The sequence below is a fragment of the Zavarzinella formosa DSM 19928 genome (genome assembly GCF_000255705.1).
GTDB lineage: Bacteria > Planctomycetota > Planctomycetia > Gemmatales > Gemmataceae > Zavarzinella > Zavarzinella formosa.
On the sequence record NZ_JH636443.1, the window covers coordinates 655967 to 681337 of the forward strand.

15 protein-coding genes are annotated in these 25371 nt (G+C 59.8%); 6 read left to right on the top strand and 9 right to left on the bottom strand.

Features of this window, described 5'->3' with window-relative positions:
* Nucleotides 1–40 precede the first annotated feature (40 nt).
* The 5 genes from BGIM_RS58420 to BGIM_RS58435 form a co-directional block, all read right to left on the bottom strand.
* A complete protein-coding gene (locus BGIM_RS58420) occupies nucleotides 41–1693 on the bottom strand; it encodes a serine/threonine-protein kinase (protein WP_020473042.1) in 1653 nt (550 codons plus the stop codon).
* Nucleotides 1694–1944: 251 nt separating this feature from the next.
* Nucleotides 1945–2676: a hypothetical protein gene (locus BGIM_RS52845; RefSeq protein WP_202947318.1), complete on the bottom strand. Its 732-nt coding sequence runs from the start codon at nucleotides 2674–2676 to the stop codon at nucleotides 1945–1947.
* Nucleotides 2677–2988: 312 nt separating this feature from the next.
* On the bottom strand, nucleotides 2989–3759 hold the full coding sequence (locus BGIM_RS68050) for a hypothetical protein (RefSeq protein ID WP_020473044.1): 771 nt from the start codon (nucleotides 3757–3759) through the stop codon (nucleotides 2989–2991).
* Nucleotides 3760–3990: 231 nt separating this feature from the next.
* A complete protein-coding gene (locus BGIM_RS58430) occupies nucleotides 3991–7350 on the bottom strand; it encodes an AAA family ATPase (RefSeq protein ID WP_052640028.1) in 3360 nt (1119 codons plus the stop codon).
* Nucleotides 7347–10697 carry an AAA family ATPase gene (locus BGIM_RS58435; RefSeq protein WP_052640030.1) on the bottom strand — a complete coding sequence of 1117 codons (3351 nt, stop codon included), beginning with the start codon at nucleotides 10695–10697 and terminating at the stop codon, nucleotides 7347–7349. Before BGIM_RS58435 ends, BGIM_RS58430 begins: the two co-directional genes overlap by 4 nt.
* An 817-nt stretch (nucleotides 10698–11514) precedes the next feature.
* Here BGIM_RS58435 and BGIM_RS0128245 point away from each other — a divergent pair.
* From BGIM_RS0128245 to BGIM_RS0128270, 6 genes are all read left to right on the top strand, one after another.
* A complete protein-coding gene (locus BGIM_RS0128245) occupies nucleotides 11515–12006 on the top strand; it encodes a hotdog family protein (protein ID WP_020473045.1) in 492 nt (163 codons plus the stop codon).
* A gap of 36 nt (nucleotides 12007–12042) precedes the next feature.
* On the top strand, nucleotides 12043–12810 hold the full coding sequence (locus BGIM_RS0128250; RefSeq protein ID WP_020473046.1) for a 3-oxoacyl-ACP reductase family protein: 768 nt from the start codon (nucleotides 12043–12045) through the stop codon (nucleotides 12808–12810).
* A 79-nt stretch (nucleotides 12811–12889) separates the two neighbouring features.
* Nucleotides 12890–13282 (top strand): acyl carrier protein, encoded by a 393-nt coding sequence (locus BGIM_RS0128255; protein WP_020473047.1) that lies wholly within the window; start codon nucleotides 12890–12892, stop codon nucleotides 13280–13282.
* Nucleotides 13283–13316: 34 nt separating this feature from the next.
* On the top strand, nucleotides 13317–13808 hold the full coding sequence (locus tag BGIM_RS0128260) for a 3-hydroxyacyl-ACP dehydratase FabZ family protein (RefSeq protein WP_020473048.1): 492 nt from the start codon (nucleotides 13317–13319) through the stop codon (nucleotides 13806–13808).
* An 86-nt stretch (nucleotides 13809–13894) separates the two neighbouring features.
* On the top strand, nucleotides 13895–15175 hold the full coding sequence (locus tag BGIM_RS0128265; protein WP_029630689.1) for a beta-ketoacyl-[acyl-carrier-protein] synthase family protein: 1281 nt from the start codon (nucleotides 13895–13897) through the stop codon (nucleotides 15173–15175).
* Nucleotides 15176–15404: 229 nt separating this feature from the next.
* Nucleotides 15405–16703: a beta-ketoacyl-[acyl-carrier-protein] synthase family protein gene (locus BGIM_RS0128270; RefSeq protein ID WP_020473050.1), complete on the top strand. Its 1299-nt coding sequence runs from the start codon at nucleotides 15405–15407 to the stop codon at nucleotides 16701–16703.
* Nucleotides 16704–16825: 122 nt separating this feature from the next.
* On the opposite strand, the gene BGIM_RS0128275 is transcribed toward BGIM_RS0128270, so the two are convergent.
* The 4 genes from BGIM_RS0128275 to BGIM_RS0128300 form a co-directional block, all read right to left on the bottom strand.
* A complete protein-coding gene (locus BGIM_RS0128275) occupies nucleotides 16826–17683 on the bottom strand; it encodes an alpha/beta hydrolase (protein ID WP_157369477.1) in 858 nt (285 codons plus the stop codon).
* A gap of 105 nt (nucleotides 17684–17788) precedes the next feature.
* On the bottom strand, nucleotides 17789–23326 hold the full coding sequence (locus BGIM_RS0128280) for a YncE family protein (RefSeq protein WP_020473052.1): 5538 nt from the start codon (nucleotides 23324–23326) through the stop codon (nucleotides 17789–17791).
* Between the two features lie 313 nt (nucleotides 23327–23639).
* Nucleotides 23640–23927 (bottom strand): hypothetical protein, encoded by a 288-nt coding sequence (locus tag BGIM_RS0128295; protein ID WP_157369478.1) that lies wholly within the window; start codon nucleotides 23925–23927, stop codon nucleotides 23640–23642.
* A gap of 151 nt (nucleotides 23928–24078) precedes the next feature.
* Nucleotides 24079–25068 carry a DUF1559 domain-containing protein gene (locus BGIM_RS0128300; protein ID WP_020473055.1) on the bottom strand — a complete coding sequence of 330 codons (990 nt, stop codon included), beginning with the start codon at nucleotides 25066–25068 and terminating at the stop codon, nucleotides 24079–24081.
* Nucleotides 25069–25371: the final 303 nt, after the last annotated feature.

Below are 25371 nucleotides of genomic sequence, written 5' to 3' on the forward strand. Positions count from 1 at the left end.
GAACAGCGGTCATGGGCGGGATCCTGCCGGAGATGAAGGGTCAGGCCGCCCTCGGCGGAGGAGGTCCGAACGACTTGATAGTCCCGAACACCGAAAACACGATACAGTAGCGTGGAGGACATGCCGGCTTCCTGAAGATGGTGTGGTTACCTTTCATGAAACGGCATGCTCCTCTTTTTTGGCAACCCCTGAGTACGAACTTCTCGGATGAGCCATCTTTGTTCACCCGAATCACTTCGTGAACGCCCCGGCGGATTTCGATGCTTCCCTTGGAGACGCGGTAGCCGGTTTTGGGCTTGATCAGAACCACTTCATACATGCCGGGGCGCAGCTCGAACTTGGCCCGGCCGTTAGCGATTTGTTTCACTTCGCCTTGCTGCCGAATATGAACTTCCGTGGGATCGATGTCCGTTTCGATGCTGAGTTCGCCAAAGTCGGCGATGATGAAATACCAGCCGGCCGTCAGGACAAGCCCGATTCCGATCAGGATCACGATCAGACGGGTAATCGGCTGCGGATGATCGGAGGGCAGGGTGCGGATCGTCGTCGAGGAATGCGGGGCATAGTCAGGCCGGGGATAAATCCCGGACATCTGGCCGGCAAGCATGGATGTGGGAACCGGCGCGCTGCCCGAAACCGGGGGGCGGCCGGCCGACACGGGTTGGGCCAACGGGGGCGCCATGCCCGAGGGGGCCACCGGAACATTGGAGGGCCGGACCATTTCCGGGCGGTCCAGTCGATGGGCGGCGTCCGCGGCGCTCGCCGGGCGATCCTTGCGGTCTTTCGACAGTAGTTCCATGATGAGATTGGAAAACGCCGCCGGTACGTCGGGCCGTTTGGCCGTCACTCGCAGGGGCTGGTGTAGTTCAAGGTTCCGCATAATGGCCAGGGCCGTTGACCCCTCAAAGGGTCGCTCCCCGGTGATCGTGCGATACAGGATTGTGCCGAGACTGAAAAGGTCACTTCGGCCGTCGAGCGTTTCCCCGCGAGCCTGCTCGGGAGACATGTACGAGGGCGTGCCAATCACGAAGCCTGAATTGGTGATATGGGTGTTGTCTCGCACCAGCGCCAGGCCGAAGTCCAGCAGCTTCACGCGGTCCGTGCCGGTTTCCAGCCAGATATTGCTCGGCTTCACATCCCGGTGGATCAATCCCTTTTCATGGGCGGCGGCCAGCCCGGAGGCCACTTCCCGGCCGATGCGCACGGCATCAGCAACTGATAACCGTCCTTCCCGGTCCAGACGCTTCTCCAGGGTTTCACCCTCCAAGAGTTGCATGGCCATGAAGGAAAGAGAATGGGCCTCGCCGACCTGATAGATAGTGACAATGTTTTCGTGCGAGAAGGCCGCCATCGCCTGGGCTTCGCGGACGAAGCGCTCGCGGGCAGATTGTTCGCTTGGCAGATTCGGCCGCAATACCTTGAGGGCCACCCGCCGGTTAAGCAGTGTGTCGTGGGCTTCATACACGATGCCCATGCCGCCGGCACCCAACTCGCGGATCAGCCGGTATTGCCCCAACTGGGTGATGCGGTTCGGCCGGCCGATCACACTTCCCGGCACTTCAATGGCCGTGGCCGTGAAGCGGGGCGTTTCCGTCGGCGTGTGCAGATCGGTGTTGGTTAAGGCGATCTCGAAATCATCAGAATCGGCATCTTCCGGGGAGTGACGGTTGGCCGGGTAACGAGGCGATTCCATCGGAAGTATGTCTTTCCGGGTATGACAACCGATCCAAGGCGAGAGCGATTTGGCATCATCATCTTATGACTCAGCCGCCGGGGACACGAGTTGAATTGGCGTTTTCGGTTTCCAGCTTTCCGTTTTCCATTTCAGAATCAAAACATCGGTCAATCAGCGGACAATGTCAGAGAGGAAAAAGACCGCTTTGGGGACAGTTCATCTGTCTCCGCCTGATTTTTCTTGCCAGATCTGAGTTCCGACACGCCGGTTCAGGCGGCTTCCCGCGCCGGTTGCTCCGGGACAGAAGGAGCCATCCCCTTCAGTTCGCGGAGAATATCAGAGTTTAAAATTTCTTCCAGCCGAATCAGGGCGCGGGCCACCGTGGAGCCATCCATCACACGATGGTCGTAAATAATGCGGGCGGTCACTTTTCCGTCGTTGCCGATCACCCCGTAATTGAGTGTGGAAGTCAACGGGGAGAGCGGGTGCAGCGATTCGGCCCCGAGGCTTGAATACACGCTGAGGCCAAAGGTGCCGATGAACTCGGTCTTTCTTGCCCCCCGGACGTTAATCATGTACCACCAGAGAAGCCGACGCAGGAACCGCGGCATCCGGTAGATCCAAAACGTGTAGGCGAATAATTCCTCGACCGGCTCCGTCCGTTGCCGGTTGATGGCCGTATCCAGCGCCGGGAGTGTCATCAGGTCCGGTTGCGGAAAATAGGCGAAGAAAACGCCGGACTCTCCCTTGTATTCCCGTTCGATGGCGATCGAGGCAATCGAATGCGGATGTTCATAAAGCCTGGCCCACGGGTATTCGATGTAGGCTCGGCGGAACTCGGGCGACTGGAGGCACAGCAAAGAATATGCCTTGGTGAAGATCGCCGGCCAACTCACTCGCGGGGTTGCTTCTTTGCGGGCGGCCACGAGAGCGGAGACGTCAATCACCCGTTGCACGGGAACCGTGGGAACACGCGAGGCAAAGTGGAGCAGATCACACACCACTTTCCGCGGAACGGACAGCGGAATGGACCGGCCCTTTGGTCCCGGCGGCCACGGAAACCATTCAAACATCGGATCGACCAGTGCGTGAGGGTGGCGAAGCGTTCGCGAGAATACCACAGATGCCCATCCCCCGCAAAGATCAGAATGAATTTTCCGGGCGGCTGTTCATAAGGCCGGTAGATCTGTTCGCTTGCGGAAAATGTTCGCTCATGGACGGGTGCTTTTCTTGTGAGTATTCCGAAAAAAAGCCAGCCGGACGAGTGGGCGTCCGGCTGGCTTGGGGCGACGGTCTGGCTTGAGAGGGCGAACTTAGTTCAGAAGCGGGGTGATGTCGATGGTCGATTGTTCGCCTTGATTGACATTCACCCACAGTTCCTTGGTCATTTCCTGGCTGCCGTTCATCCACGACACCTTGACGGCCAGTTGGCCGGCCCCGGTGTAAGTGAAGTCCCGTTTGTTGCCGGTTTGTTCGTTCTTTGCCCCGTTAAACCAAACCTTGGCTTTTTCGGGGACCATCACCGAGTATTTGCCAGAGACATCAGTGGTGGAACTGGCTTGGACGATGCCGCTGCTCGGCATGGCTCGCAGTGTGGAAGGCATGGAGGTGATGATCGTTCCATCAGAGGCATAAGTCGGCGTGTAGCCGCTGGTAACGATCGTGCCGCTTGAGGAGTAAACCGGGCTGCCCACACCTGACGTGTAAACGGGGGAGAAGCTGTTGCTGCCGTAATAAGGCGAGCCGTAACCGAAGCTATTGCCGTAACCGTAACCGCCACCGCCGAACGGTTGGTAACTGCTGTAGCCGATGTTGGTATTGCCGATGCGAGTTCCGATGCTGAAGCCGTTGCCGTAACCGCCATACCCGTAGCCGTTGCCGTAACCATAACCGCCGTAGCCGAGGCCATTACCGTAACCGTAGCCACCGTAACCGGGACGGCCATATCCGTAGCCGCCATAACCGTTTCCGACTCCGACGCTGACGCCGCCTCGGCGGCCCCCAAAGAATTGGGCTTGGCTGTCTGCGGCGAAGGTCAACAAAGTCAGCGGGACGACCAGCAGGGCTTTGACAAGCATGTTCATGGTGATTCTCCAGTGTTTGAAATTAGCGTTGGGCCGGTGTGGGTTTGCCCGGCTTTCACGGGAGAAATAGAGATACAAAAATGGCGCCGCTGGATGCTTTGAGGCTGAATTGGCGTTAAAGACCGCAAAAACACACCAGAAACGATGACGGCACGCACCAGAGTCCAATCGCTGCGCGGATGCCTTCGCATCGCGCTGGCAACCGAGTGCGTGACAACGATCCGATGGCGCCTAAACGGTTTTCTCTCGCGTGATCGTCGTCAAAACGATCGTTTCAAACGCATCGCCCAAACCATCGGACTTCATTGGGGTGACGATGCCTGTGCGCAAGTCCACCACGGAACCGGGGTCGGTGTAAATACGGATGATCGGGTCATAGTGGAACGGGTCAAGTGTCTTCGGCGGCGGCCAGGCGTCGAGGCAGGCCACCCGCACGGGGAGGATGCTGCCGTGGGCCGGACAGAAGAGGTGCGTGCCGGCTTCGCACTCGGCGATCATTCTCGCGCCCAAGCCATCAAGCCGGATCACGATGTCGTTGTCTGTCAGGCCGGGGGCGTTTTCCAGTTTGGTCAACTGGAGGCCAAGTTCGCCGATCAGGCCCTCAAAGTACGCTTCCGCCAGAATCGCGGGGTAAAGCGTCCGCTGATTCGGGGCATGCCGGAGCCAGAGGTAGGCGGGCCTTGGTTCCGGCGGCAGAGCGGCGAGATGTTCCAACAAGGCAATCCGGCGTTCGAGGTGGAGAATCTCCGCGTCGCCCGCTTCGTCCTCGGCTGATTCGACCAGTTGCCGGATTTCTTCCCCCAAGTCCTCGGCGTTCTTGGTCGAGGAACTCGGTTGTTGAAAATATTGGTTGTTAAACGAACTCGAACCGGGCTGGATGGGGCGAACCTTCATGGCCCGGAAGCGGGTTTTCTTCGCGACACTGGCCGGGATGGTCGCCTCCAGTTTGGCGACGCGGTTGTTCTCGTGCCTGTCGAACAGGGCATCCAATTCCCGGCCGAGGGCGTGCATTGAGTCGCGGAGAGTGTAGTATCGCTCTTGGGCGGTTGTCACATGACCGGAGGACACATCCCCGTCCGGCTTCTGTTGGTTGAGCAATTCTTCGATGGATTCCAGTCGTTCTTCCAATGCCCCGAGATGTTCCATCGGTGGGAGTGCGGTCGCTGCTGATGGCGGCAACGGCTCGGCTCGCCGCAGCGGTTGCACATCCACCCGCAAGCCCGGCCCGCCGGGGGTTGCCTCTGCGGTTCGCTCGTTCGCGGCGAAGACGGTCACGATGGTGAATTGATCGATGGGCAACCCGGCCAGTCGGACGGCCGCGGGTTGGGTGAGGTGGCGTTCCACGGAACGCTTCATGGCCCGCGCGCCCATCAGCGGATCATACCCCGCGTCGATCACCTGCTCGAATGCCGCCGGGGAGACGTTGAGAATGCAACGCCGTTGCCGGAAGCCTTCTCGCTCCAGCACCTCGGTGACAATCCGCTCGGCGATTTTTCGCGTGTGTTCGCGCGTCAGCCGACGGAAGGGAATTACCCGGTCGAGGCGGTTGAAGAACTCCGGCCGGAAGAACAACTCGGCGGCCCGTGTGTACGAAGGGGCGGCTTTGTCCGACACTTCGCCGAATCCGACTTGGGCCTCGGCCTCCCGCACCCCAAGGTTGGAGGTGAGGATGATGATGGCGTTCGTGAAATCGGCTGTCCGGCCCAATGAATCGGTCAGCCGACCCTCGCCCAACACTTGCAACAGCAGGTCGAACACTTCCGGATCGGCCTTCTCAATTTCATCCAGCAACACCACCGCGAACGGCTGGCGACGAATTGCGGCCGTCAGCAGTCCCTCCGGTTGCCGAAACGTGCCGACGAGCCTCGTCGCCGATCCGGGGTCGAGGTATTCGTTCATGTCGAAACGAAGCAACCGCTCGGCATCCGCGAACAGATAGCGGGCGATGGCTTTGGCGCATTCCGTCTTGCCGACGCCGGTTGGCCCGAGGAACAGAAACGCCGCCAGTGGCCGGTCGGGATCGTTCAGGCGGGCTTTCGCCACGGCGATCACATCGGCGGCCGCCTCGACCGCTTGCGGCTGGCCGATCACCTGCTTGGACAGTTCCTCGATGATCTTGTCGCGTTCCAGCTTTTCGGTTTTGTCGAGGAACGATTTCGCCAGCCCGCTTTGGGCCGCGAACTCGTTGAAGACTTCCTCCCGGCTGATGAGCCGCTTCGGGTGGAACGGCGAGGCGGCTGCGTGGGCCATTTGAAAAATCCGGCCAACGATGGAGGAGACTGATTCCACCGTCCCCTTCACCGCCAGTCGGGTGAGCATCCGGGCCGCCTTGCCGGGGAAGGCGGTCGCCCGGTCGTAGCGGCGTTGGAGATCAATGACCGCGGGAAGCACGTCGAGATTAAAGCCGCAGGAATGTTTCCCCTCCAATCGTCGTTGGATGTTGATGAGCATCCGCATCGTGTCGGCGTCACCCGGTTCACGCACGGGGAGAATGTGGAACAAATCTGCAAAACTGCGGTCCCGTTCCTGTAACACCCGCAGGGCTTCCGGGGTGATTTCCCCCAACACCCGGATTTCCCGGCGTTCGAGATAAGGCTTCAATACTTGTGCGGCCGAGAGCGTGGAACTCGCGGAGATCCCGGCGAGGAACAACCCCACTAGATCGTCGAAGTACAACACGTGCCGCCGCTTCTTTGCGTGCTTGAGGATGGCCAGCAACCGGCCCTCCCATTGGCCGACGTAGGACATCCCGGAGATGAGCCGTTGCGGCGAGATCAGCCAGACATTATCACGGTTCACGAACGGTGAATTCCGTTTGGCCACGCGGCGATGAACAACTTCGTGAATCAGCGTCGTCTTGCCGGATTGCCGGGGGCCGACGAGCAACAACGGCCGACGCTCGGACGATTCCAGCAGATCGTTGAGTTCGTTCACCTCGGCCTCGCGCAGCACCGCCCGGTCGAGTTCATCCGGGTATTGCCAGTCGAGGCAGCGGCCGACCCGGTGCAATTCCATCTGGCCGTCCGTGGCGGCATCCCCGCCGATGTTCAGGAACCGCAAGTCGGTTTCCTTGGGGAGTTCGTTGGTTACGCTGGCGGAGAGCCGCAGCACTTGCACCCACGCTTTTCCTTCGATGCCCTCTTTCTCCGGGTGGCAGTCCTCCTCGTCTTCCCGTTCGCGTTCTCGCCAGTGTTCCGTCAGAATCTCGGTGGCACGTGCGTGCAGGTCGGCTTGCTTGTCAATCTCGAACCATAATTCGGGATGGCTCGGCGTGAACACGATCCGCCGGCCCATGTGCCGGAAGACAACGAAGAGAGCTTTTTCCTTCCCCTTGCGCCGACGAAGCTCGATATCCAGCGTGAGCCGGTGTTGCGTGAGCGTCGGGCAGAAAGCCCACATCCCCACGGCATCGTGTCGTGCGCCCTTGCCCAGCTTTTCGATCTGCCGGGAGATGTCGCGGGCCAGCTTGCTCATCAACCGGTTCAGGTTGTCGTCCCGCCGGGAGATGGCCGGGGCGAACAGGCATTGGGCCACGTATTGACCCTTCGTCTGCCGGTCGTTGGTCACGTACACGGGAATGCGAAAGATCATTCGAGCACCAATTGTTCGAGGGTCTTTTTCATGTGGCGTTCGGTGATGGTGTTCAACACCGGGCCGAGGTCGCCGTGCCAGGGAAACCATTCCTCGAGCAGCGTGTCCTGCACCGTCCCGCGCGTTGGCCGATAGATGCGAACCGGCGATTGGTTGGAGAACGACCCCCGGCGGGCCACTCCCTCGGGGGGGATCAGCCCGGCGGTCGGCGTCCGCACTTGCACGAGGATGTCCGCATCCCCCTTTTCCCCGGCGTCTTGAAACTTGTGCAATCCGGCATCTCGTTGGAGCCGCAACAACGTTCCCTCCGCGCGCACCCACAAATGCAGGCCGACATAGCGGGCGTTCCAGCTTTTTTCCAAAGTGGCCAGCTCGGTCCAGCGGTGGCACATCAACACCTTGAGCGGGCTGTTATGCCGGTCCTCAATGAGGTAACCGGAGAGTTTGTCTTCTCCCCAGCGGTGCGTCAGCGGGTTCTTCACGGAACTATGCCGAACCTTGTTCGCCCCCTCAAACGGCGGGGCCTCGCTGGCGGGAACCGTTTCCAGCGTGCCGACGTTGAATTCGATCTTGTTGACTTGGGCCACATGAATGTAGGCCTTGAACAACTCCATCAATTGTTTTGTGTCGTGCCCGTAGAGGGCCAGATGCGTGACGCTCACTTCCTGATGTGTGCGCGAGATGAACGCCAGCATCAGCTCGTCCCACGCGGTTTTGAGTTTGCTGTAGGTTTCCGCGTCGGTCGCCACTGTCTCCGGTTTGGTGTGGAATCGGAGGATAGCGTCTTCCTCTAACTGGAAGACATCGTTCCGTTGTGAGACAACACGGCCGAGGATATCGCGGATCTGCCCGAGTTCGGCGAGCTTTTGCTGTTCGATGTTGTTGATCGGCTTCTGCTTCAGATTTTTGACGATTACCCGCTTTTCGATCTGTTCCAATTGGTAGGAATCGTTCGAGAGTTCCCGGAGGGTGGTACTTTTTTCCAGTGCTTGGTGCATCCGGCGAAGGAGTTGGATTTTCTCCAACAGATCGGTCGCGGCTGTCAAATGGGGCGGCATCGTGCCGTCGCTCAGGGCTTTCACTCCGGCGGTGATCTTGCCGTCCTTCACGGCGATTTTCACCTCCAGCCGGGCGTTGCCGTCGTGCCGGTTCATCTGGTGGGCCAGCGGGGCGAGCAACTCCCGCTCCATCGCCCGCTTCAAGGGTCTGGCCCCGTACCGGGGATCAAAGCCCTTGGCGGCAAGTTCCCCCACGACGCCATCGGCGGTGTCAAAGCGGGCATCCCGGAAGCGGATGCCGTCGCGGTTCAATACCTTGTCCCATTCCCGCTTGGCAATGTCGCGGATGGTTCCCGAGTCGAGCGGGGCGAACGGCACCAACCGGTCGAGGCGGTTGAACATTTCGGGCCGCAGGAACTTTTCCACCTCACGGATGAAGTGTTGCTTCGCCATGCTTTGGTTTTGCCGACTCGCCCCGAAACCGGGGGTGCCCATTTGAAACGTCTCGGCCCCCAAGTTCGACGTGAGGATGATGACCGCGTTGCGAAAATCCGCCAGCCGGCCCCCGGCGTCCGTCAACCGGGCTTCGCCGAGCATCTGCAACATCAAATCTTGGAAACTCGGGTGGGCTTTCTCGAATTCGTCGAGCAGCAACACGCAGAACGGTTGTTCCCGCACTTTGGCCGTCAGCAAGCCCTCGCTTCCGAACACGCCGCCGACGAGACGGCGAACCGAGATCGGGTCGCCGAACTCGCTCATGTCGAAGCGGGTCAGCCGGTCCTTGGAGGCGAACAGAAACTCGGCGAGGGCCTTGGCCATCTCGGTTTTGCCCACGCCGGTCGGCCCGATGAACAAGAGCGAGGCAATCGGTCGGTTCGGCCGGGTCAGCCCGGCTTTGATGGTGGCGAGCAAGTCGGAGACCAGTTCCACGGCTTCTGTCTGGCCGATCACCCGTTGTTTGAACCAGTCGCGGGTGGCATCCGGGTCGAGCGGCACCGCCGGGTCAAGTAATACGCGGGGCAGGCCGGTTTCGCGGGCGAAGGCGGTCAGCACGTCCGTTTCGGTGACGGGTTCCCGGCGTTCGCCGTCCCGCCGCAGGTTCTCCATGAAGCGGATCGGCCGGCCGGGAATCGCGGAGTAGGTCGCATAGCGACGGTGTAGTTGGTCGATCATCGCCAGTGCCGCCGGGGTGACGATTCGCTTCAGCCCGTGTTTGTCCTCGGCCGTCTTCGACAGAATGCGGATGCTCTTGGCGGCGTTTGGTTCCTCCATTTTGACGGAGCGGAAGGCGTCCATCAGTTGCGGGTCTTCCTTCTCGATCATCGGAACTTGTTCGGGCGTGCATTCCGCGATGCACAACAGTTCACCACGGGAGATGAACGGCCGCAGGAACCCGGCGATGCCCGTCTGGTTGTGTTCGCTTTTGCCGACCTCCATCAGTTCCACGAGGTTGCCGATATGCAGGATGCCGCGCAACTTGGCGAGTTCCCGGACCAATTGCTGGGCGCGTTCTTGCCACATGCCGAAGCCGGTCTGCCCGGCGACGATCTTGGCCCCGCTCGTCTGATAGAACGGGGTTTCCCGCAGGCTGAACAACTCCCGCTGACGAATCAACTCCCGGACGGCCGAGGTTTTCCCGACGCCGCTTGGCCCGACCAGCAACAAACTTTGCGGCCGCTCGGCCGTTAGTCCGTCCGCGAGTTGCTCGACGATGTCATCCACTTCATGGCCGGGTTTCAGCTCTGTGTTGTTGAGCAGCGTGGCGACTTGCGGCAACACCTTGGGTTGCTCAACATCCTTGGATTTCTCCCGCTGCCCGCGTTGCTTGAGGGTGGGAATGGCGACATCAACGGTCTGCCAGTCCACGCGGAACTTGATTCCCCGTTGCAGCCAGGTGAGCGGTTCCAGTTTCGCCGCCGCCCCGGTGCGTCGAAGGGCCGCCAAGATTTCCCGCTCCAGCGTCTTTTGAACTTCCTCGCCGGGGGGAACGATCACCTCGATCCCCAACATGGGAACGCGGGCGACGGTGGCTTCCTCCCCGTGCGACCAGACCACGGCGGCAAACCGGAGCTTGACCGGGTTTTTCCAGAAAATATTCCGACGGGGCGGGTCGAGCGTAACCACCACCCAACGAGGCTGCCCGGCGACGGCGAGCCGCCGATGATACAACTCGTTCGTGGGCATCTTCTTGAGCGTTTCCGCGATGTTCTCGGACAAATGCTTGATGTTGTTCTCGCGGGTGTGCCCGAGCCGGGAGATTTCCGGAAAGAACAGGCATTCCGAGAGAATGGTTCCGCCATCAAGACGGTGATGCAGGAACGCGAGTGGAAACCGAATGGGTGGAGGCATCGTTGGAGACGGTGTTTTATCAGTGCGGTTCGTGTCGTCCGGGGCAACCTAACCCCCCGTCCCCCTTCCCTAAGAAGGAAGGGGGAGCAAGAGGGGAGCAGTCGTTTTGAAGTAGGTCAGCCTTATCTAGTGCAAATTCAACGAGCATCTTGAGTGAGATTCAAGAGCCCCACTGCGTGAGCGGTGGGGGTGGCTGTCACACTCAGAAAACCACCCCCACCGCTCACGCGGTGGGGCTCTTGAGATCATTTGCAAATGTTGCTGTTTGATTTTGCACCAGCCTGACAGACCCGTCAGGCTAGAAAGCCTGACCTACGTTCCAGAGTCTTCCACCCTCTTGCTCCCCCTTCCTTCTTAGGGAAGGGGGACGGGGGGTTAGGTTCCCCTCCGGAGATTTCCCCAAATCGCACAGACTTGCAAAATCGGAAAACATGGTGGTTGCTATAATTTTCTGTCACCAAGGCACTGAAATTCCAGTCCTTGGGAAGCACATTCCCGAATTCGGTTCAAATTCCCCAATCTTCCCAATCGGTCATGTCTGCCATGCCGGGCTATTTTCACTAAATCAATTTTTCGGGACATTGCTCCGCGACGACGACTCTCCCGAAGTTCCAATTCGATAAATCGGGAAAGCGGGTCAAGCCGAGAGGCCGGATTTTACGATGGGGTAAGGACGACCGACACGGCGAACCAGACCGGATCACTCCGGGCATGGGAGTTGCGGGGATGTTGTCGGGGAACGGGGTTGCCTTGGACGGGGGAAAGAGCGTATTCTCTCCCTTTCGCCAAAACGGGCGGTCATGGAGGACAAGGGTTCATGCGATTCAACCTCATTGATCGCATTCATTCGTGGGAAGCGGGCAAAAGCCTGCGGGCCAGCAAGAACCTGACCCTCGGGGAAGAGTATCTGGCCGACCACTTCCCGACGTTTCCCGTGATGCCCGGCGTGATGATGCTACAGGCCGCCATTGAGGCGAGCGCCTGGCTCTGGCGGCAGACCACGGATTACAAACACGCCGTGATCGTGATGCGGGAAGTGAAGAACGTGAAATACGGCACGTTCATGCAACCCGGTTATACGCTGGAACTTGGGACCGAACTCATCAAGGCCGACGAATCGACCGCCACCTTCCGGGCGAAGGGGAACGTGGCGGGGGGCGGCCAGACGATCAACGCCCAGTTCACCCTCACGGGCTACAACGTCGGGGATCAATCCCCGGTCGGCGGCCCGACGGACGAGCGGTTGATTCGACATTGGAAAGACCGCTGGGCCTGGCTCACCGGACAATTGGCCGGCCAGCCTTCATGAACGAATACGGATTAACGGCAGCATGAGGCAGACACGATGAGTCAGTTGAAGGATCAGATTGCGTTGGTGACGGGTGGCAGCCGGGGGATCGGCCGGGCCATTGTGCTAGCCCTTGCCCAAGCCGGGGCGAAAGTGGCGTTTGTGTATCGCGGCAGCAAGGAAGCCTCGGACAAACTGGTCGAAGAAGTGACGGCCGCCGGTGGTGAAGCGGTCGCTTTTCAGGCCGACGTTTCCCAACTGGATGCCGCCTCCAAAGTCATCGAGCAAGTGCTGGCCAAGTGGAACCGGCTGGACATTCTGGTGAACAACGCCGGAGTGATCAAAGACGGCCTGTTCCTGCGGATGGAAGAATCCGACTGGAAGACCGTGATCGACACCAACCTCGGCGGGACTTTCAGCTTTTGCCGGGCCGCCGCCCAGCAGATGACCCTGAAACAACGCTATGGCCGGATCATCAATATTTCGAGCGTGGCCGCCACGCATGTGAACGCCGGGCAGTGCAACTATTCCGCGAGTAAGGGGGCGGTGAACTCCTTCACGCGGGCCTTGGCGGTCGAATTAGGCAGCCGGAACGTGACGGTGAACGCCATCGCCCCCGGCTTCATCGAAACGGACATGAGCGAGGCTGTGCGAAGCAAAGCCGGCGACTTCATCGCCAAAAAGCTGATCCCGACCCGACGGTTGGGCAAGCCGGAAGACATCGCCTCGGCCGTGGTGTTTCTCGCCTCGGCGGGCGCTTCGTACATCACCGGACAAGTGATTACGATTGATGGCGGATTGAGCCTTGGGGCCGTCTCGGGTTAATACAATGGCGGGTACGACGAATGATCGCCGGAGGGAACCGGCGGGGTTCGGGCGGCCATCCGATTGAGGAGAAAGTTCGATGTCGAAGGACGATATTTTCAAGAAAGTGGCGGCCACGATGGTGGAAGCCCTGAACGTTGACGAAGACCAGGTCACCATGACCTCGACGCTGCAGGGCGACCTGGGAGCCGAGTCCATCGACTTTCTGGATATCGTGTTCCGGCTTGAGCGGGAATTCGGCATCAAGATCCCCCGGAACGAACTGTTCCCGGAGTCGATCTTCCAAGGTGACCCGGACTTCGTGAAGGACGGCAAAGTCACCCCGAAGGGGCTTTCCGAACTCAAGGAAAAGATGCCCTATGCGGATTTTTCCACCTTCGAGAAGAACCCCACCATCGAGACGATCAGCGACCTCTTCACGGTGGAGTTGATCGTGCGATACCTCGAAGGCAAGATCGCCAAGGCGGCCTGAGTTTTCACCACCGTCTTTCCCGCGACCCCGGTGCATGATGCGTTGGATCTGGATTGATCGGTTCACGGCTTTCGAGTCCGGCAAGTCCGCGCAAGCCGTGAAGAATCTCAGTCTCGCGGAGGATCACTTCGCGGACCATTTTCCCGGTTTCCCGGTGATGCCTGCCCCGCTGATGCTGGAGGGGCTGGCCCAGACCGGGGGCATTCTCGTGGGCGAGGCCAACGGGTATGCGAAGAACGTGATTTTGGCCAAGATTCCCAAGGCCTCCTTCAAACGAGAAGCGCGGGCAGGGGAACGGTTGACCTACACAACCACCTTGGAACAACTTGGCGAAGTCGGCGGGTTGGTCTCCGGGACCGTGCATGTCGGTGATGAATTGATCGGCGAAGCGGAGATCTTCTTCGCCCACGTCGATCCGAGCCAGACGAAGGACTTGCTGGGTGAGGATAATTTTGTCTTCACCGGACAATTGCAAAAGATGTTGGGCTTGGCGAAGGCCGCCTCCAAGGTATCTCCCCCGGCCTGACCCGGACACCGTGACCCGGTTTTGAATGGATTGTTTTTACCTGTGGGCGGATGCCCCCGCCCGGAGGATTTCCACAGGTGGTTGAAATGGCAGGAATAGCCCGTCGAGCGGTGTTTACGGGGGTCGGTTTGATCACACCTGTCGGGTCAACCCCGGCGGCGTATTGGGAATCCCTGTGCGCGGGACGCAGCGGCATCCGCCGGATCTCCTGCGTCGATCCGTCCGAACTCTTCAGTCAGATTGGCGGGGAAACCCCCGACTTCATTCCCAAGAAGATCATCTCGAACAAAGAGCATCTCAAAGGTCTGCGATTGATGGCCCGCACGGTGCAAATGGGGCTTGCCTCCTCGCACTTGGCGTTCCAAAATTCCGGTCTGGAGCTGGGCAAGTTCGATCCCGAACGCGCCGGCGTGGAATTCGGGGCCGGGATGATCGCCTCGGAACTTGACGACATCGGCAAGGGCGCCCAAGTCAGTCTGGAACCGTCAAAGGATTCAGTCAGTCTGGCCGTTTGGGGTGAGAAAGGGTTAAAAGAAGTCCCGCCCCTCTGGATGCTCAAGTATCTGCCGAACATGCCCTCCTGCCACACGTCGATCACGCTTGATCTTCGCGGCCCGAGCAACACCATCACCGGCAGCGACGCCGCCAGCCTGCTGGCGTTGAGCGAAGCCTACCACATCTTGCTGCGGGACGGGGCCGACCTGTTCTTCGCGGGCGGGGCCGAAAGCAAAATGAACCCGTTGAGCCTGACCCGGCACAACCTGTTCCAAGAACTGAGCCGCCGCAACCATGAGCCGGAAACGGCTGTCAAACCATTTGACCGTGACCGCGACGGCAGCGTTCTGGGCGAGGCCGCCGGTTGCGTGGTTTTGGAAGAACTCTCGCACGCCAAAGCACGCGGAGCCAGAATCGACGGCGAACTGGTCGGCTTCGCCAGCGGCGTGGACTGCGACCGGGACGGCAAGGGCTTCGCCCTGGTGATTCGCAGGGCCTTGAAACAAGCGGGCATCGGGCCGAACGACGTGGACCATGTGAACGCCCAAGGCCACGGCACCGTGCGGGGCGACCGATGGGAGGCCCGCGCCATCAACGACGTGTTCGGCACCAACACGCCCGTCTGGTCGATCAAGGCCAACATCGGCGCCAGTGGGGCGGCCTCCAGCATGGTCGAACTGATCGGCAGCATCCTCGCCCTGAAGCACGGCCAACTCCCGCCCACCTTGAACCATGTGAACCCCGACCCGGAATGCCCGGTGTGGGTCCACAACCGGGGTCTGCGGCCGGTGACCAAACCCTACGCTGTGAAGATGAGTTTCACGGACGCGGGACAAATCGCCGTTGCGGTCATTCGCAAGTGGGAAGAGTAAACCGGGATTATGTTCGGAGAGTAGGTCAAGCTTTCTAGCCTGACAGACCTGTCAGGCTAGAAAGCCTGACCTACGGCAAAACGGCCATTCCCCACTTGCTCTCCTTCCTACTTGGGAAGAGTGGCCAAGTGAAAGACGTGCCGGTTGCCTTTGTATGTATGGGTTAGATCGTCGGGCGAGGGACGTGCCCGTTGCTTTTGATTGTTTCGTTTGAATGGAATAACACGCAATGAAGCACACACGCCGCGTCGTGATCACCGGGATGGGGGCCATCACCCCGCTGGGACACACCCCGAAGGAACTGTACGCCAACCAACTGGAAGGCAAGAGCGGGGCCGGGCCGACCTTCCGGTTTGACGCGCGCACTTTCCCGACCAAGTTCTCCAGCCAGGTGAAGGGCTTCGAGCTTGGCAAGTATATCCGCAACCCGGAACGGTTTGACAAATCCGGGTTGAACACCAAGTTCGCCTTGGCCGCCGCCAAGGATGCGTTGGCTGATGCCGGGTTGCTGGACAATCCCAAAGTGGACCGCACCATGATCGGCGTCTATTTGGGGTCCGGCGAAGGAAGCCACGATTTCCCGAATCTGACGCTCAGCATGGCCTTGGTCACCCCGGCCGACGGATACAAGGTGGACACGACCGGGTTTTTCCAGCACAGCATGTCCCTCTTCGACGGCGCCCACGAGCATGAAGTGGAAATGCACACCACTTCCGGGCACGTCGCCAATGAATTCGATCTGCGCGGGCCGAACTACACCTGTCAGACCGCCTGCGCCGCCAGCGGACAGGCTCTCGGCGAAGCCTTGGAACTCATTCGGCGCGGCGATGCGGACGCCATGATCACCGGGGGATCGCACAGCATGATCCACCCGTTCGGCGTCACCGGCTTCAACCTGCTCACCACGCTCTCACAGCGGAACGACGACCCGACCAAGGCCTCCCGCCCGTTCGACCTGAACCGGGATGGTTTCGTCCTCGGCGAAGGCGCCGGGATGGTGGTGCTGGAAGAACTTGAACACGCCAAGAAACGCGGGGCGACCATCCACGCCGAACTCGTCGGCTACGGCACGACGGCTGACGCCTACCGGGTGACGGACAGCCACCCCGAGGGACGCGGCGCCATCAAGTGCATCAAACTGGCCCTCGAAAACGCCGGGTTGAAGCCAACGGACATCGGTTACGTCAACGCTCACGGGACCAGCACCCACGTCAACGATTTGGCTGAGACCATCGCCATCAAGAATGTCTTCGGCGAATACGCTTACAAACTGCCGATCTCCAGCATCAAGAGCATGTTGGGTCACCTGATTTGCGCCGCCGGGGTGGTCGAGATGGTGACCAGCGTGCTGACCATCCGGCACGGCGTGCTGCCGCCGACGATCAACTACGAAACGCCGGACCCGGAATGCGATTTGGACTATGTGCCGAACGTCGCCCGTGAAGTGAAGGTGGACCGCATTCTCTCCAATAGCTTCGGCTTCGGCGGCCAAAACGTCTCGCTCATCGTGAGCAAGTACGTGGCGTAAACAAAAAGCGAGCCGGGTCGCGTCAGCGCCCGGAGACCGTCACACTTCAAGCCAATGGAGGCATTGAATGGTGATTGTCTCCGGGCACTGACGCGACCCGGCTCGCTTTTTGCCTGACCATATTACTTCTTCGTGACAAACCCCACCATCGCTTTGGTCAGCGGGTCTTGGGCGCTGACCGCTAGGTTGATGATGATGCTGAAGTGGTTGCGTTTTTCCAGTTTCATCACGGTCACTTCGTTCTTCAATTCCTTCAGCTTTTTGCCAAAGTCCTCGGCCATTTTGTCGAGGGTCAGGAAGTCGGCGTCCGCGTAGGAAACGAGAAACGGCGGTAGTGATCCCTTCACATGGGTGACCGGGGAGGCCGCCTTGCACATTTCATCTTCCTTGCCGAACGGACGGTGGAAGACCGGCACGATGCTGGTGATGGCATAGACGCCGCTGATCGGCATCACGCCGCTGATGTCCGCCACGGAACACTTTTCGGCCTTCAGGTATTGGTCGTCCGTCGCCAGCAGGGAGACGAGATGGCCACCGGCTGAATGGCCGGAGACGTAGAGCTTCTTTTCATCTCCCCCGAGTTTGGCGGCGTTGGCCTTCATCCACGCAAACGCCTTGGCCACGTCCTTGATGTGATCGGGGTGCTTCACATTGTTGTCAGCACGCGAGAGACGATAGTTGATGATGACGGTGCCAATCCCCTGTTGAGCGAACGTCTGGCCGAGGGAACCGTACAAGTCTTTGCTGCCGGAGTTCCACGACCCGCCGTGGACGAACATCATCATCGGGAATTTCTTAACGTCTTTCGGCAGATAAACATCCAGCTTGTGCCGGACGGGGTCGGCGTCCTTGTCCGGGTTGTAAGTGATGTTGAGTTGCTTGGTGATTTCCGGCGGGGCGACGGTTGCTTTCGGAGCTTCCTGAGCCAAAAGGGGCCAGGCAATCAGCGAAAGCAACAGGACGAATGGTTGACGGCTCATGGAATCAAATCGCAGGGGTGCGTCGGGAAAGGTCATTTCATCATACCCCATTCTTAGGGCGGGGTTTCGCGGGTTGCCGGAAGATTCACGGGTTTTCGGCGGCGATTACTTCTTCGTCATCCAAAACACATGGATCGCCAGATTCCCCTTCGCATCCTTGACGTACACGATCACCTTGGTGTCCAGACGGGCATCCGGCGGGACGGGCCAGGTGAGTTCGCCGTTTTCATCAACCTTCATCGCGGCCGGGCCGCTGACCGTGAATTTCAGCCCGCCCAACCGGGAGGTCACTTTGAGCGGGTATTTCCACAGTTCGCCGGGAACGAAGACGGCCGGGGGCGTCGATGTCACCCAAGGGGCTTCCACGCCGGATTTGGCCATCTCGGCCTCCAAATCGGCCGGGTACACATGAATTTTGTCGAGCGTTCCGGAAACCACGACCAACACCTTTGCCTTGGGAATGAAATGCACCAGTTCCGGCATCCGGTGCATGGACATAAACGGGTTGAATTCTTTCTCCAAAGGATCGATGGTCTTCACGGTCATGATCGGCTTGGCGATGTTGCCGCCGGCGTAGAGGTCGAAACCGGGCGAGGTGTCCGGTGTGGCCAGGGCCTTCGGCGTGCCTAGCGGGGCGGGAATGGACTTTGTCCAGTGGTAACGCATCACAAAATGGCCGTCTGCCGAGGGGAGCATGACGCTGACCGGAGGGACCCCCTGGGCGGGTTGCAGCGAAATATCCGTATTGTTGAACTTCGTGAGTTTGGGGCTTAACGGACCATAGCCGCCGGTGTAGACCGATCCGGCGTCGTTCGCGGGAATGGCGAATGCGGTCGGGAACGGGGCGACTTCTTTTGTCAGGCCGACCGGCGTGAAGGTCAGCAGGTTCGTGGAAATTCGCGGTTGCAGGCCGCTCAACAAGCTCGCGCCGGGGGGAGCCATCGAGACGCCGATGGTCCGGCCGTCCGGGGAGGACCAGAGAAACTTGCCCGCGATGTCCGGCCCGCTCAACGCGGTTTCTGTTGTCCTGAAGGGTTCGAGGGAATCGCCGTCGATCAGAACGATGCCGCTTTGGCCGTCTCTGGCAATCAGCGGCCCGTCCGTCCGGTGGCCGATGGACATCAACTGGGCGCTGATTTGAAGCATCGGCCCCTGCTTTTCTTCTTTGCCAGTCAGCAGATCAAATCGGCGGACAGACTGGCTCCGGACATCTTGAACAAAGAGCTTGGTCATCCCGGCCAGCCACGCCCCGGCGCCGTCGAACAGTTCGATGGTCCGCGTCACTTTGAGTTCATCCAAATCGAACACGTCAATCGTCTTCGGGTCGCGCTGCCGCAGAATGAACCGACCCCCGCCGGCGAGGGCCACCGTGCCGCGCTGGACGATCAGCTTCGCGGGTTGCTCGAACGTGTATGTCACCGGCTCTTTCAAATCATGCGATTTGATCGGCAGCGGGGCGGGCCACGGCGGGAACACCAAGTGCTTCGTGGCCGCGACCGGCGGCCCGATCCTCGGCGGGTCAACCTTGGGAATCATTGGCATGGGCGGGTCGATCTTGGTCATCGGAGGATTGACCTTCGGCGGATCAATCTTGGTCGCCGGGGGCATCGGTTTCACATTCTCCGGGACGGGGTCCATCGGGAGATTGTTGAAATTGACCGGAAGTAACACCGTTTTCAGGGCTGTCCGGTCGTGCCAAACCACCAAGTTGGCATCCGGGATCGCTGTGATCAGATAGCTCCCGTGAGACCGTTCCGTGATATTGTCCGGCGAGGGAATTCCCTCGAATGCCTTGATGATCCGGCCGACCGGTTCTCGCCGCCCGGATTTATAAACCACCAATCCGGTGTAATCGGGATCATTTCCCTGACGGTATCGGGAGGAATGAACCTCCAGACAGTAGTCTCCCGTGAGCGAGGGAATCAGCGGCGGCAGTTGGCTTCCCGCCGCGGGCATCGGCCGGTTCAGCTTGCTGAAATATCCCGTCTGATCCGTCACCGAGTTCCCGAGAAAGAACGCTTTTCCGTCGCCCGAGAGAGCGGCATAGGCCTTCTCAGACGCCGGCGAGTAGGGAACCATCCGGGTGCCGTCCGGTTCCATCATGACCATAAACGACTTGTCATCCCGGAGAAGCCCCCGCGAGAACATGGTTCGCCCGTCGGCGGAGACGACCGGGGCCAGCCTCGCCATCGGCAGCTCCTTTTTTTTACCCTCGCCGGTTTTCATTTTGGACAACGTTGACAGATCCATGAACTCCAACTGGCGGACGCAGACCAGAATCAACGGACCTTCGGAGGCGGCGCCCATGCTCAGGTGGACCACTTCATGGCGATTCGCCTCCGATTGCTCCAGTTTGCCCGTTTCGAGGTCATATCGCCGCAGCCACCCCAGGCGGGACTGCTCCCCGTCGGAGATCACCAGTTTGCTCTGGCCCGCCGCGAACGGGGGGTTGGGAGCCGTCGTGCGGATCGTGAGATGAACCCGGTTGGCGATCAGGTCGTACACGCGAATTTCGCAAGGTTTCGGCAAGTCGATGAGAAAACGCCCCCCGCCCCCGAACGTCAGGCGGTGGTTGGTGATGTTGGCGTCCTGGACCGACGGGGCTTTGAGGGTTGTTGGCTTCAGCGGCTCGGGAGGAGCCGCCGGAACCGGCGGCAGCCTCCAGGCGATGTCCGCCTTGGGCGGCATCGTCCAGGAAGAAACTCTCAAGGGGACCACCCGAAGGCGGTCCTTCTCCAGCGGGGCCATGAGACACGCCCCGGCCATGAGGTTCACCTGAATGCAGGCGGGCAGGTCCATCGTGTTGCGATATTGTTCGTCCATGCCCGGAAGGTCCACATGGGCGGCGATCATCTGGCTGGAGGAACGGCGAATCCGCAACTGGCTTTTCCGCACGCCGAATTCGAGCCGCTTCTCGAACATCACCAGCGCCTCGGCGTCTTCCGGGGGAACAGGCAGGACGTTCATCTCCGGGTCCGGCGCCGAGGCGAGGTCCGGCTGAGCATCGCGGAGGGAATCCAACGACGCCCGCCGGGTGGGGTGGCCGCCGAAAAACAACAACTTGCCGTCCGGCCCCGGCTGGACGTATCGGGCCGTTCCTTCGGCTGATCGAACCGTCACGGCGTCGGGAGTCAGCGTGGCCGCGCGGATTTCCCCGGCGCCGTTTCGGGACGAGACATTCGCGAAGGTCCGGCCGTTGGCCGATGCCCATACGCCGCCGGTCGAAAACGGGAAAAGGCTCTTGTCCTTGTCGGTCATGGGAAGCGTCATCGGGGCGAGCGATTCCGCGTCGAACAGCGCCGCCCATTTGCCGGCCCGCACAAACAACGGCCCTTCGGACGCGCTGCCGATCACCAATTCGGCGGTCTTGCCGAACAACCGCGACTCGCGCCCGTGACTCTTGCCGTCCGCCAGCGCAAAGCGCTCCACCGTTTGCGTGCCGGGCTGATAAACGAACAGGCGGGTCATCCCGGCCGTCACGGTCGCGTTGGCATCGCCCACGTCAATGGTGCGTTCGATGGCCATTGTGTTGACATCGAAGACATGGGCCTTCATTGCCGCCTTCGCATGAAGGATGACATATCGCCCGCCGCCGGCCGGGATCATCGAGTCAAACTTGCCGGGCACGGGGATATCCGTCGGATTGTCCTTGTCGGCCGGTTGGTGCGGGTTGATGGTTGCCTCCCCCGGAATGGCGGGCAATTTGTAAGCGATACGATCAGGGATTCCCTTCGGTTCCTCGATCACCACCGGGACGGGCTTCCTCGGCTCCGGGTCCGGCACATATTCCTCCGGTTCGTCGGATTTCCGCAGCGTGAAGACGTGGAGCGTCTCCTTTGCGGTCCCGTCTTTCACGTTCAACACCACGGAGATTTCCCGGTCGTTTAGGGTGATGTCCGGCTTCCAGGAAATCGTGCCGTCCGGCGCCACTTTCATCCCCGCCGGGCCGGATTCCAGGTTGAACATCAGCTTGCCCGCCCGGCTGCGGACCCGCACGGGATACCGAAACTCCCGGCCGGAGGAATAGGTTCGCGGCGGCTGCGACGTGACCAACAGATAGTCCATCCCGCTGTCGTCCATCGCCTGGTCGAGATCAACGGGAATCAGGTTCAGCTTGTCCCGCGACGGGGATAGAACCGTCAGAAGGCCGGCTCGCGGGATGAAAAGCACGGATTCGGTCAGCGAGACATCATTCTTCCAACCGGCGACGGGCATGCTGGCCAGACGGATAAGCGGCTTGTCCACCCCATACGCATGAACGGACACCGCAGCGGCCGAATCCTTGGGGACCAAAGCGGGGCCGCCGGATTCGGACAGGTAGTTGAGGCGGAAATAATATGGCCCGTGTTCCGCCGGCAGAAGCATCAGCCCCTTTCTCGCGTCCAACGGCTCTTTGGGCAAAACAACGGCCGCATCAAAACGACCGTCGGAGGTAATCGCCCCCACTCCGCCGAAGAAGAATCGCCGGCCGTCGGGGCTGGGCTTGCCGAAAAAGAAGATTTCGCCGAAACGGCTTTTCACATCCGCCCCCCCGCTGTCAAGGACAACGGTGCAATGGTCGCGGACACGATTGACCGACGCGAAGGCCCGGCCGTTGGCGCCGGCCCAAAGCTTGTCCGTCGTGAATGGCAAATGCACGGGTTGCGGATCGGGATTGCCAAACGGCGGATTGGCCGGAGCGGGGACATCGGGCAGTTGCATTCTTGTCAGAGTTTCCAAGTCCAACAGGATGCCGCCTTGCTCCGTGGCGACAGCGACCGGTCCGGCCGACGCGCTGCCCATCGCGAGTTGTTTGATGTTTCCTGCCAACTTCAACGGTTTCATCAACTCCCGCTCGCCCGTCAGCAGGTTGTGCCGTTGGATCATCCCTGCCTCGGGCAGGTAAGTGACGATCTTGTTCATCCCGGCCGTGATGAGCGGCTTGTCCTCGGCCAGGTCCACATATTTCGTGATCTTCCCCTCGTTGACATCGAAGAGGCCTAGCTTCCGGATTTTGGAGAAGTGGAACACGATGAACCGGCCGTCCCCCGCCGGGATTGCCCGGTCGGCCACCTCCGGCAGCGAATATTCTTTCCGCTCCGTCCCGGCCCACGGCTTGATCGGCAACCGGGCCGGCGCAGGGGGCAGTTTCAGCGGCGGCGCTGGCGGCACGACACGGGGGGGAATGTTGATTTCGATCTTTGGAACATTCGGCCCGAAAGCCGGCATCTCGATCTTCGGCGGCTCAAACTTTGGCTCCTCCGGCTTCCGTTCCTCTGGCTTCCGTTCCGGCCACTCTTTTTTGATGGCCATTTTCGGATCTGGCGCGCGCCAGGGGGGCCCGTCCTTGTGCTCGATTTTTCGAGGATCGATTCTTGGAAACTCCTTGTTCTGATCCGGAGCCGGGTTGTTGACGGCGACTTGCGGGCCGACATCGTCTTTGAGAGTGAACCAGGCGACCGTCCCGACCGCTCCGAGACCGCCGAACACAAGAAGCAGGCCGCCGAACACAAGGGCGTAAATCAACCCCTTGCCGCTGTGAGCCGGCAGGGGCCAGCGGGGCAGCGGGGCGGTGCAGTTCGGGCATTTGTTGGCCTTGCCCAGCCGGGAATCCGGCAACGGAGAGATGACGCCGCAAACGTCACACTGATAACGCACGGCCATGACCGAACTCCGCGAGATCAAGCAAACGGAAATGATTGAGGAGGAGTTTACCCGAGATGAAGCCGACAAACAAGCGGCTCAGGCGCAGACATGAAGACCAACATGAAAACCAAAGGCATTTTCAGCCGCGGATCGAACACGGCTGGAACACGGATTCGGAGAAGACCAAAACAATGATGAAGGCAGAGTCAGAAGGCGGGAGATTGATCCTGAATTTTCTTGCCCGGTCTTTCATCAGGTCTTGATGTGATTTGGTTTTGTCCGAATCCGTGTTCCAGCCGTGGCTAAAAATTCTTCCCTAAATCAATCGTCATTACCGCTTCGGCGGCTGGCCTTTTTGAGCGCGTTCCGCTGCACGCACTTCGGCGGCATGAGCGCGTTCCGCCTCGTTCACGAGAGCTTCTTCGGTGGGAACATAGACAGCCTTTGGAAGCATTTTTTCACGTTGCTTCTCCACGGCCGACACTTCTTGGCTGTGTTTTTCCTCGGCGTCAATTTGCGCCTGGCTCAATGTCGGCGCTTGGGCCGGCGGATTATCGTTCCCGCAGCCGGTCAGCGATAACACAGAAAACGGAAAAGCAACCATCATTAATCTTCGCATCGAAAGCGTCCCCGGCGGGAATTATTTGTTTTGTGGATTGATCGGCGGCATCGAGGCAAGGTGTCCGTCAAGGAGGACCCCGTTGGTTTTTCGGGGCCTCCCGGTCAGCGATACCATTTTCGTGTCTCAGGTTCGGAAGACCTGAGATTGATCATTTGTCAAAGTTGGTCGCACTGCCGTCGTTTCGGCCGCAAGCGTTCACGAACTGTTGCGGCGTGATGCTGAAAGAAATAAACCGAACCGAACCGTCGCCGAGGAGGAAGTTCGAGCCGCCGGTGTGAGGACCGCCGAAGCGGTGGCTCCAGTAACCGCCCGAATAACCGGCCGCCGCCGCTTGGGCGGGAGTGAGCGAGGAGGCGTTGGACGCAAACCCGCCCTTGCCGCCTTCTCCGCTGGTGGTGCTCAAGTAATCAGACGTGCTCAAGCTGCCCCAACGGATAAAATCCGGATCCCAACCAGCGGTCACCCAGCCTTCGTTGTCGCCCCCCTCCGTTGTTTGGTACAACGGATTCAGTTGCTTTTCCCCCGCGGCAATCGTGTTGCTCAAGCCATCAAAAATATCGCCAAAGCTAATCTTGTTTTCTTGCGCCGTCCATGACCAGTTGGCGGCGCCCACGTTGTCCGTTTTCAGAGTTGAAACGAAGAAGCCGTTCGTTGTGCTGTCGTCGGTGCCGCCGCACGCCGCGTAATCTGCATTGAATCGAACCCCGCTGGCGGTCACGGCGCGGGCCGTCGGGCAGTTGTAGATCTTCATGGGGGTATTGGTGACCGTGGATCTCTGCGCCGATGTGGTGATGGTGTACATCGCCGACGAACCGGTGTTGTTGTAGAGGTTGGATTGCTCAACATAAGGGAGCAGGTGCCACATCCACGACCAACTGACCGGGTAGTATCCGGCGCTCGCCACGCCATCGCTTGAGCTGTTGCTGCCGCCGCGGGGCAGATAGCCCTGTGTCCCTTGGTAATTGTGAATGGCCAGCCCGATTTGCTTGAGGTTGTTGGAGCATTTCATCCGGTTGGCGGCTTCACGGATCTTCTGCACGGCCGGGAGAAGCAAGCCAATGAGAATAGCGATGATGGCGATCACCACCAACAATTCAATCAACGTAAAACCGGATCGAAGCAATCTGTTGCGAAGCATTAACAACACCTGTCGAAAAACGAAGTCCGTTGGGCAATTAGATTGGGCAATGGAAATGATTAGGCCCGTCACGTGTGGGAATCGTGAAGAATATGGGTGGATTAAAAGATTTGAAACCGCGTGAGCAACCAGTAATTTTTGTGGTGAAAAATGCGTCAAAATGAACGTAATCGGTAATGATCGGCCGTGAAACCAAACTTTGGATTGACAATCAGATGATTGTTGTCAATGTGGTTGCATTGCAACTAATTGAAACAGGTTTACATGTCCGTGGAAGTGACAGTGCAATAATTATCTTTGGTT

Bases quoted from the DNA above. Each gene is read 5' to 3' on its own strand.
- BGIM_RS58420 (WP_020473042.1), bottom strand. From the start codon at position 1,693: ATGGAATCGCCTCGTTACCCGGCCAACCGTCACTCCCCGGAAGATGCC.
- BGIM_RS68050 (WP_020473044.1), bottom strand. From the start codon at position 3,759: ATGAACATGCTTGTCAAAGCCCTGCTGGTCGTCCCGCTGACTTTGTTG.
- BGIM_RS58430 (WP_052640028.1), bottom strand. From the start codon at position 7,350: ATGATCTTTCGCATTCCCGTGTACGTGACCAACGACCGGCAGACGAAG.
- BGIM_RS58435 (WP_052640030.1), bottom strand. From the start codon at position 10,697: ATGCCTCCACCCATTCGGTTTCCACTCGCGTTCCTGCATCACCGTCTT.
- BGIM_RS0128245 (WP_020473045.1), top strand. From the start codon at position 11,515: ATGCGATTCAACCTCATTGATCGCATTCATTCGTGGGAAGCGGGCAAA.
- BGIM_RS0128250 (WP_020473046.1), top strand. From the start codon at position 12,043: ATGAGTCAGTTGAAGGATCAGATTGCGTTGGTGACGGGTGGCAGCCGG.
- BGIM_RS0128255 (WP_020473047.1), top strand. From the start codon at position 12,890: ATGTCGAAGGACGATATTTTCAAGAAAGTGGCGGCCACGATGGTGGAA.
- BGIM_RS0128260 (WP_020473048.1), top strand. From the start codon at position 13,317: ATGATGCGTTGGATCTGGATTGATCGGTTCACGGCTTTCGAGTCCGGC.
- BGIM_RS0128265 (WP_029630689.1), top strand. From the start codon at position 13,895: ATGGCAGGAATAGCCCGTCGAGCGGTGTTTACGGGGGTCGGTTTGATC.
- BGIM_RS0128270 (WP_020473050.1), top strand. From the start codon at position 15,405: ATGAAGCACACACGCCGCGTCGTGATCACCGGGATGGGGGCCATCACC.
- BGIM_RS0128275 (WP_157369477.1), bottom strand. From the start codon at position 17,683: ATGAGCCGTCAACCATTCGTCCTGTTGCTTTCGCTGATTGCCTGGCCC.
- BGIM_RS0128280 (WP_020473052.1), bottom strand. From the start codon at position 23,326: ATGGCCGTGCGTTATCAGTGTGACGTTTGCGGCGTCATCTCTCCGTTG.
- BGIM_RS0128295 (WP_157369478.1), bottom strand. From the start codon at position 23,927: ATGCGAAGATTAATGATGGTTGCTTTTCCGTTTTCTGTGTTATCGCTG.
- BGIM_RS0128300 (WP_020473055.1), bottom strand. From the start codon at position 25,068: ATGCTTCGCAACAGATTGCTTCGATCCGGTTTTACGTTGATTGAATTG.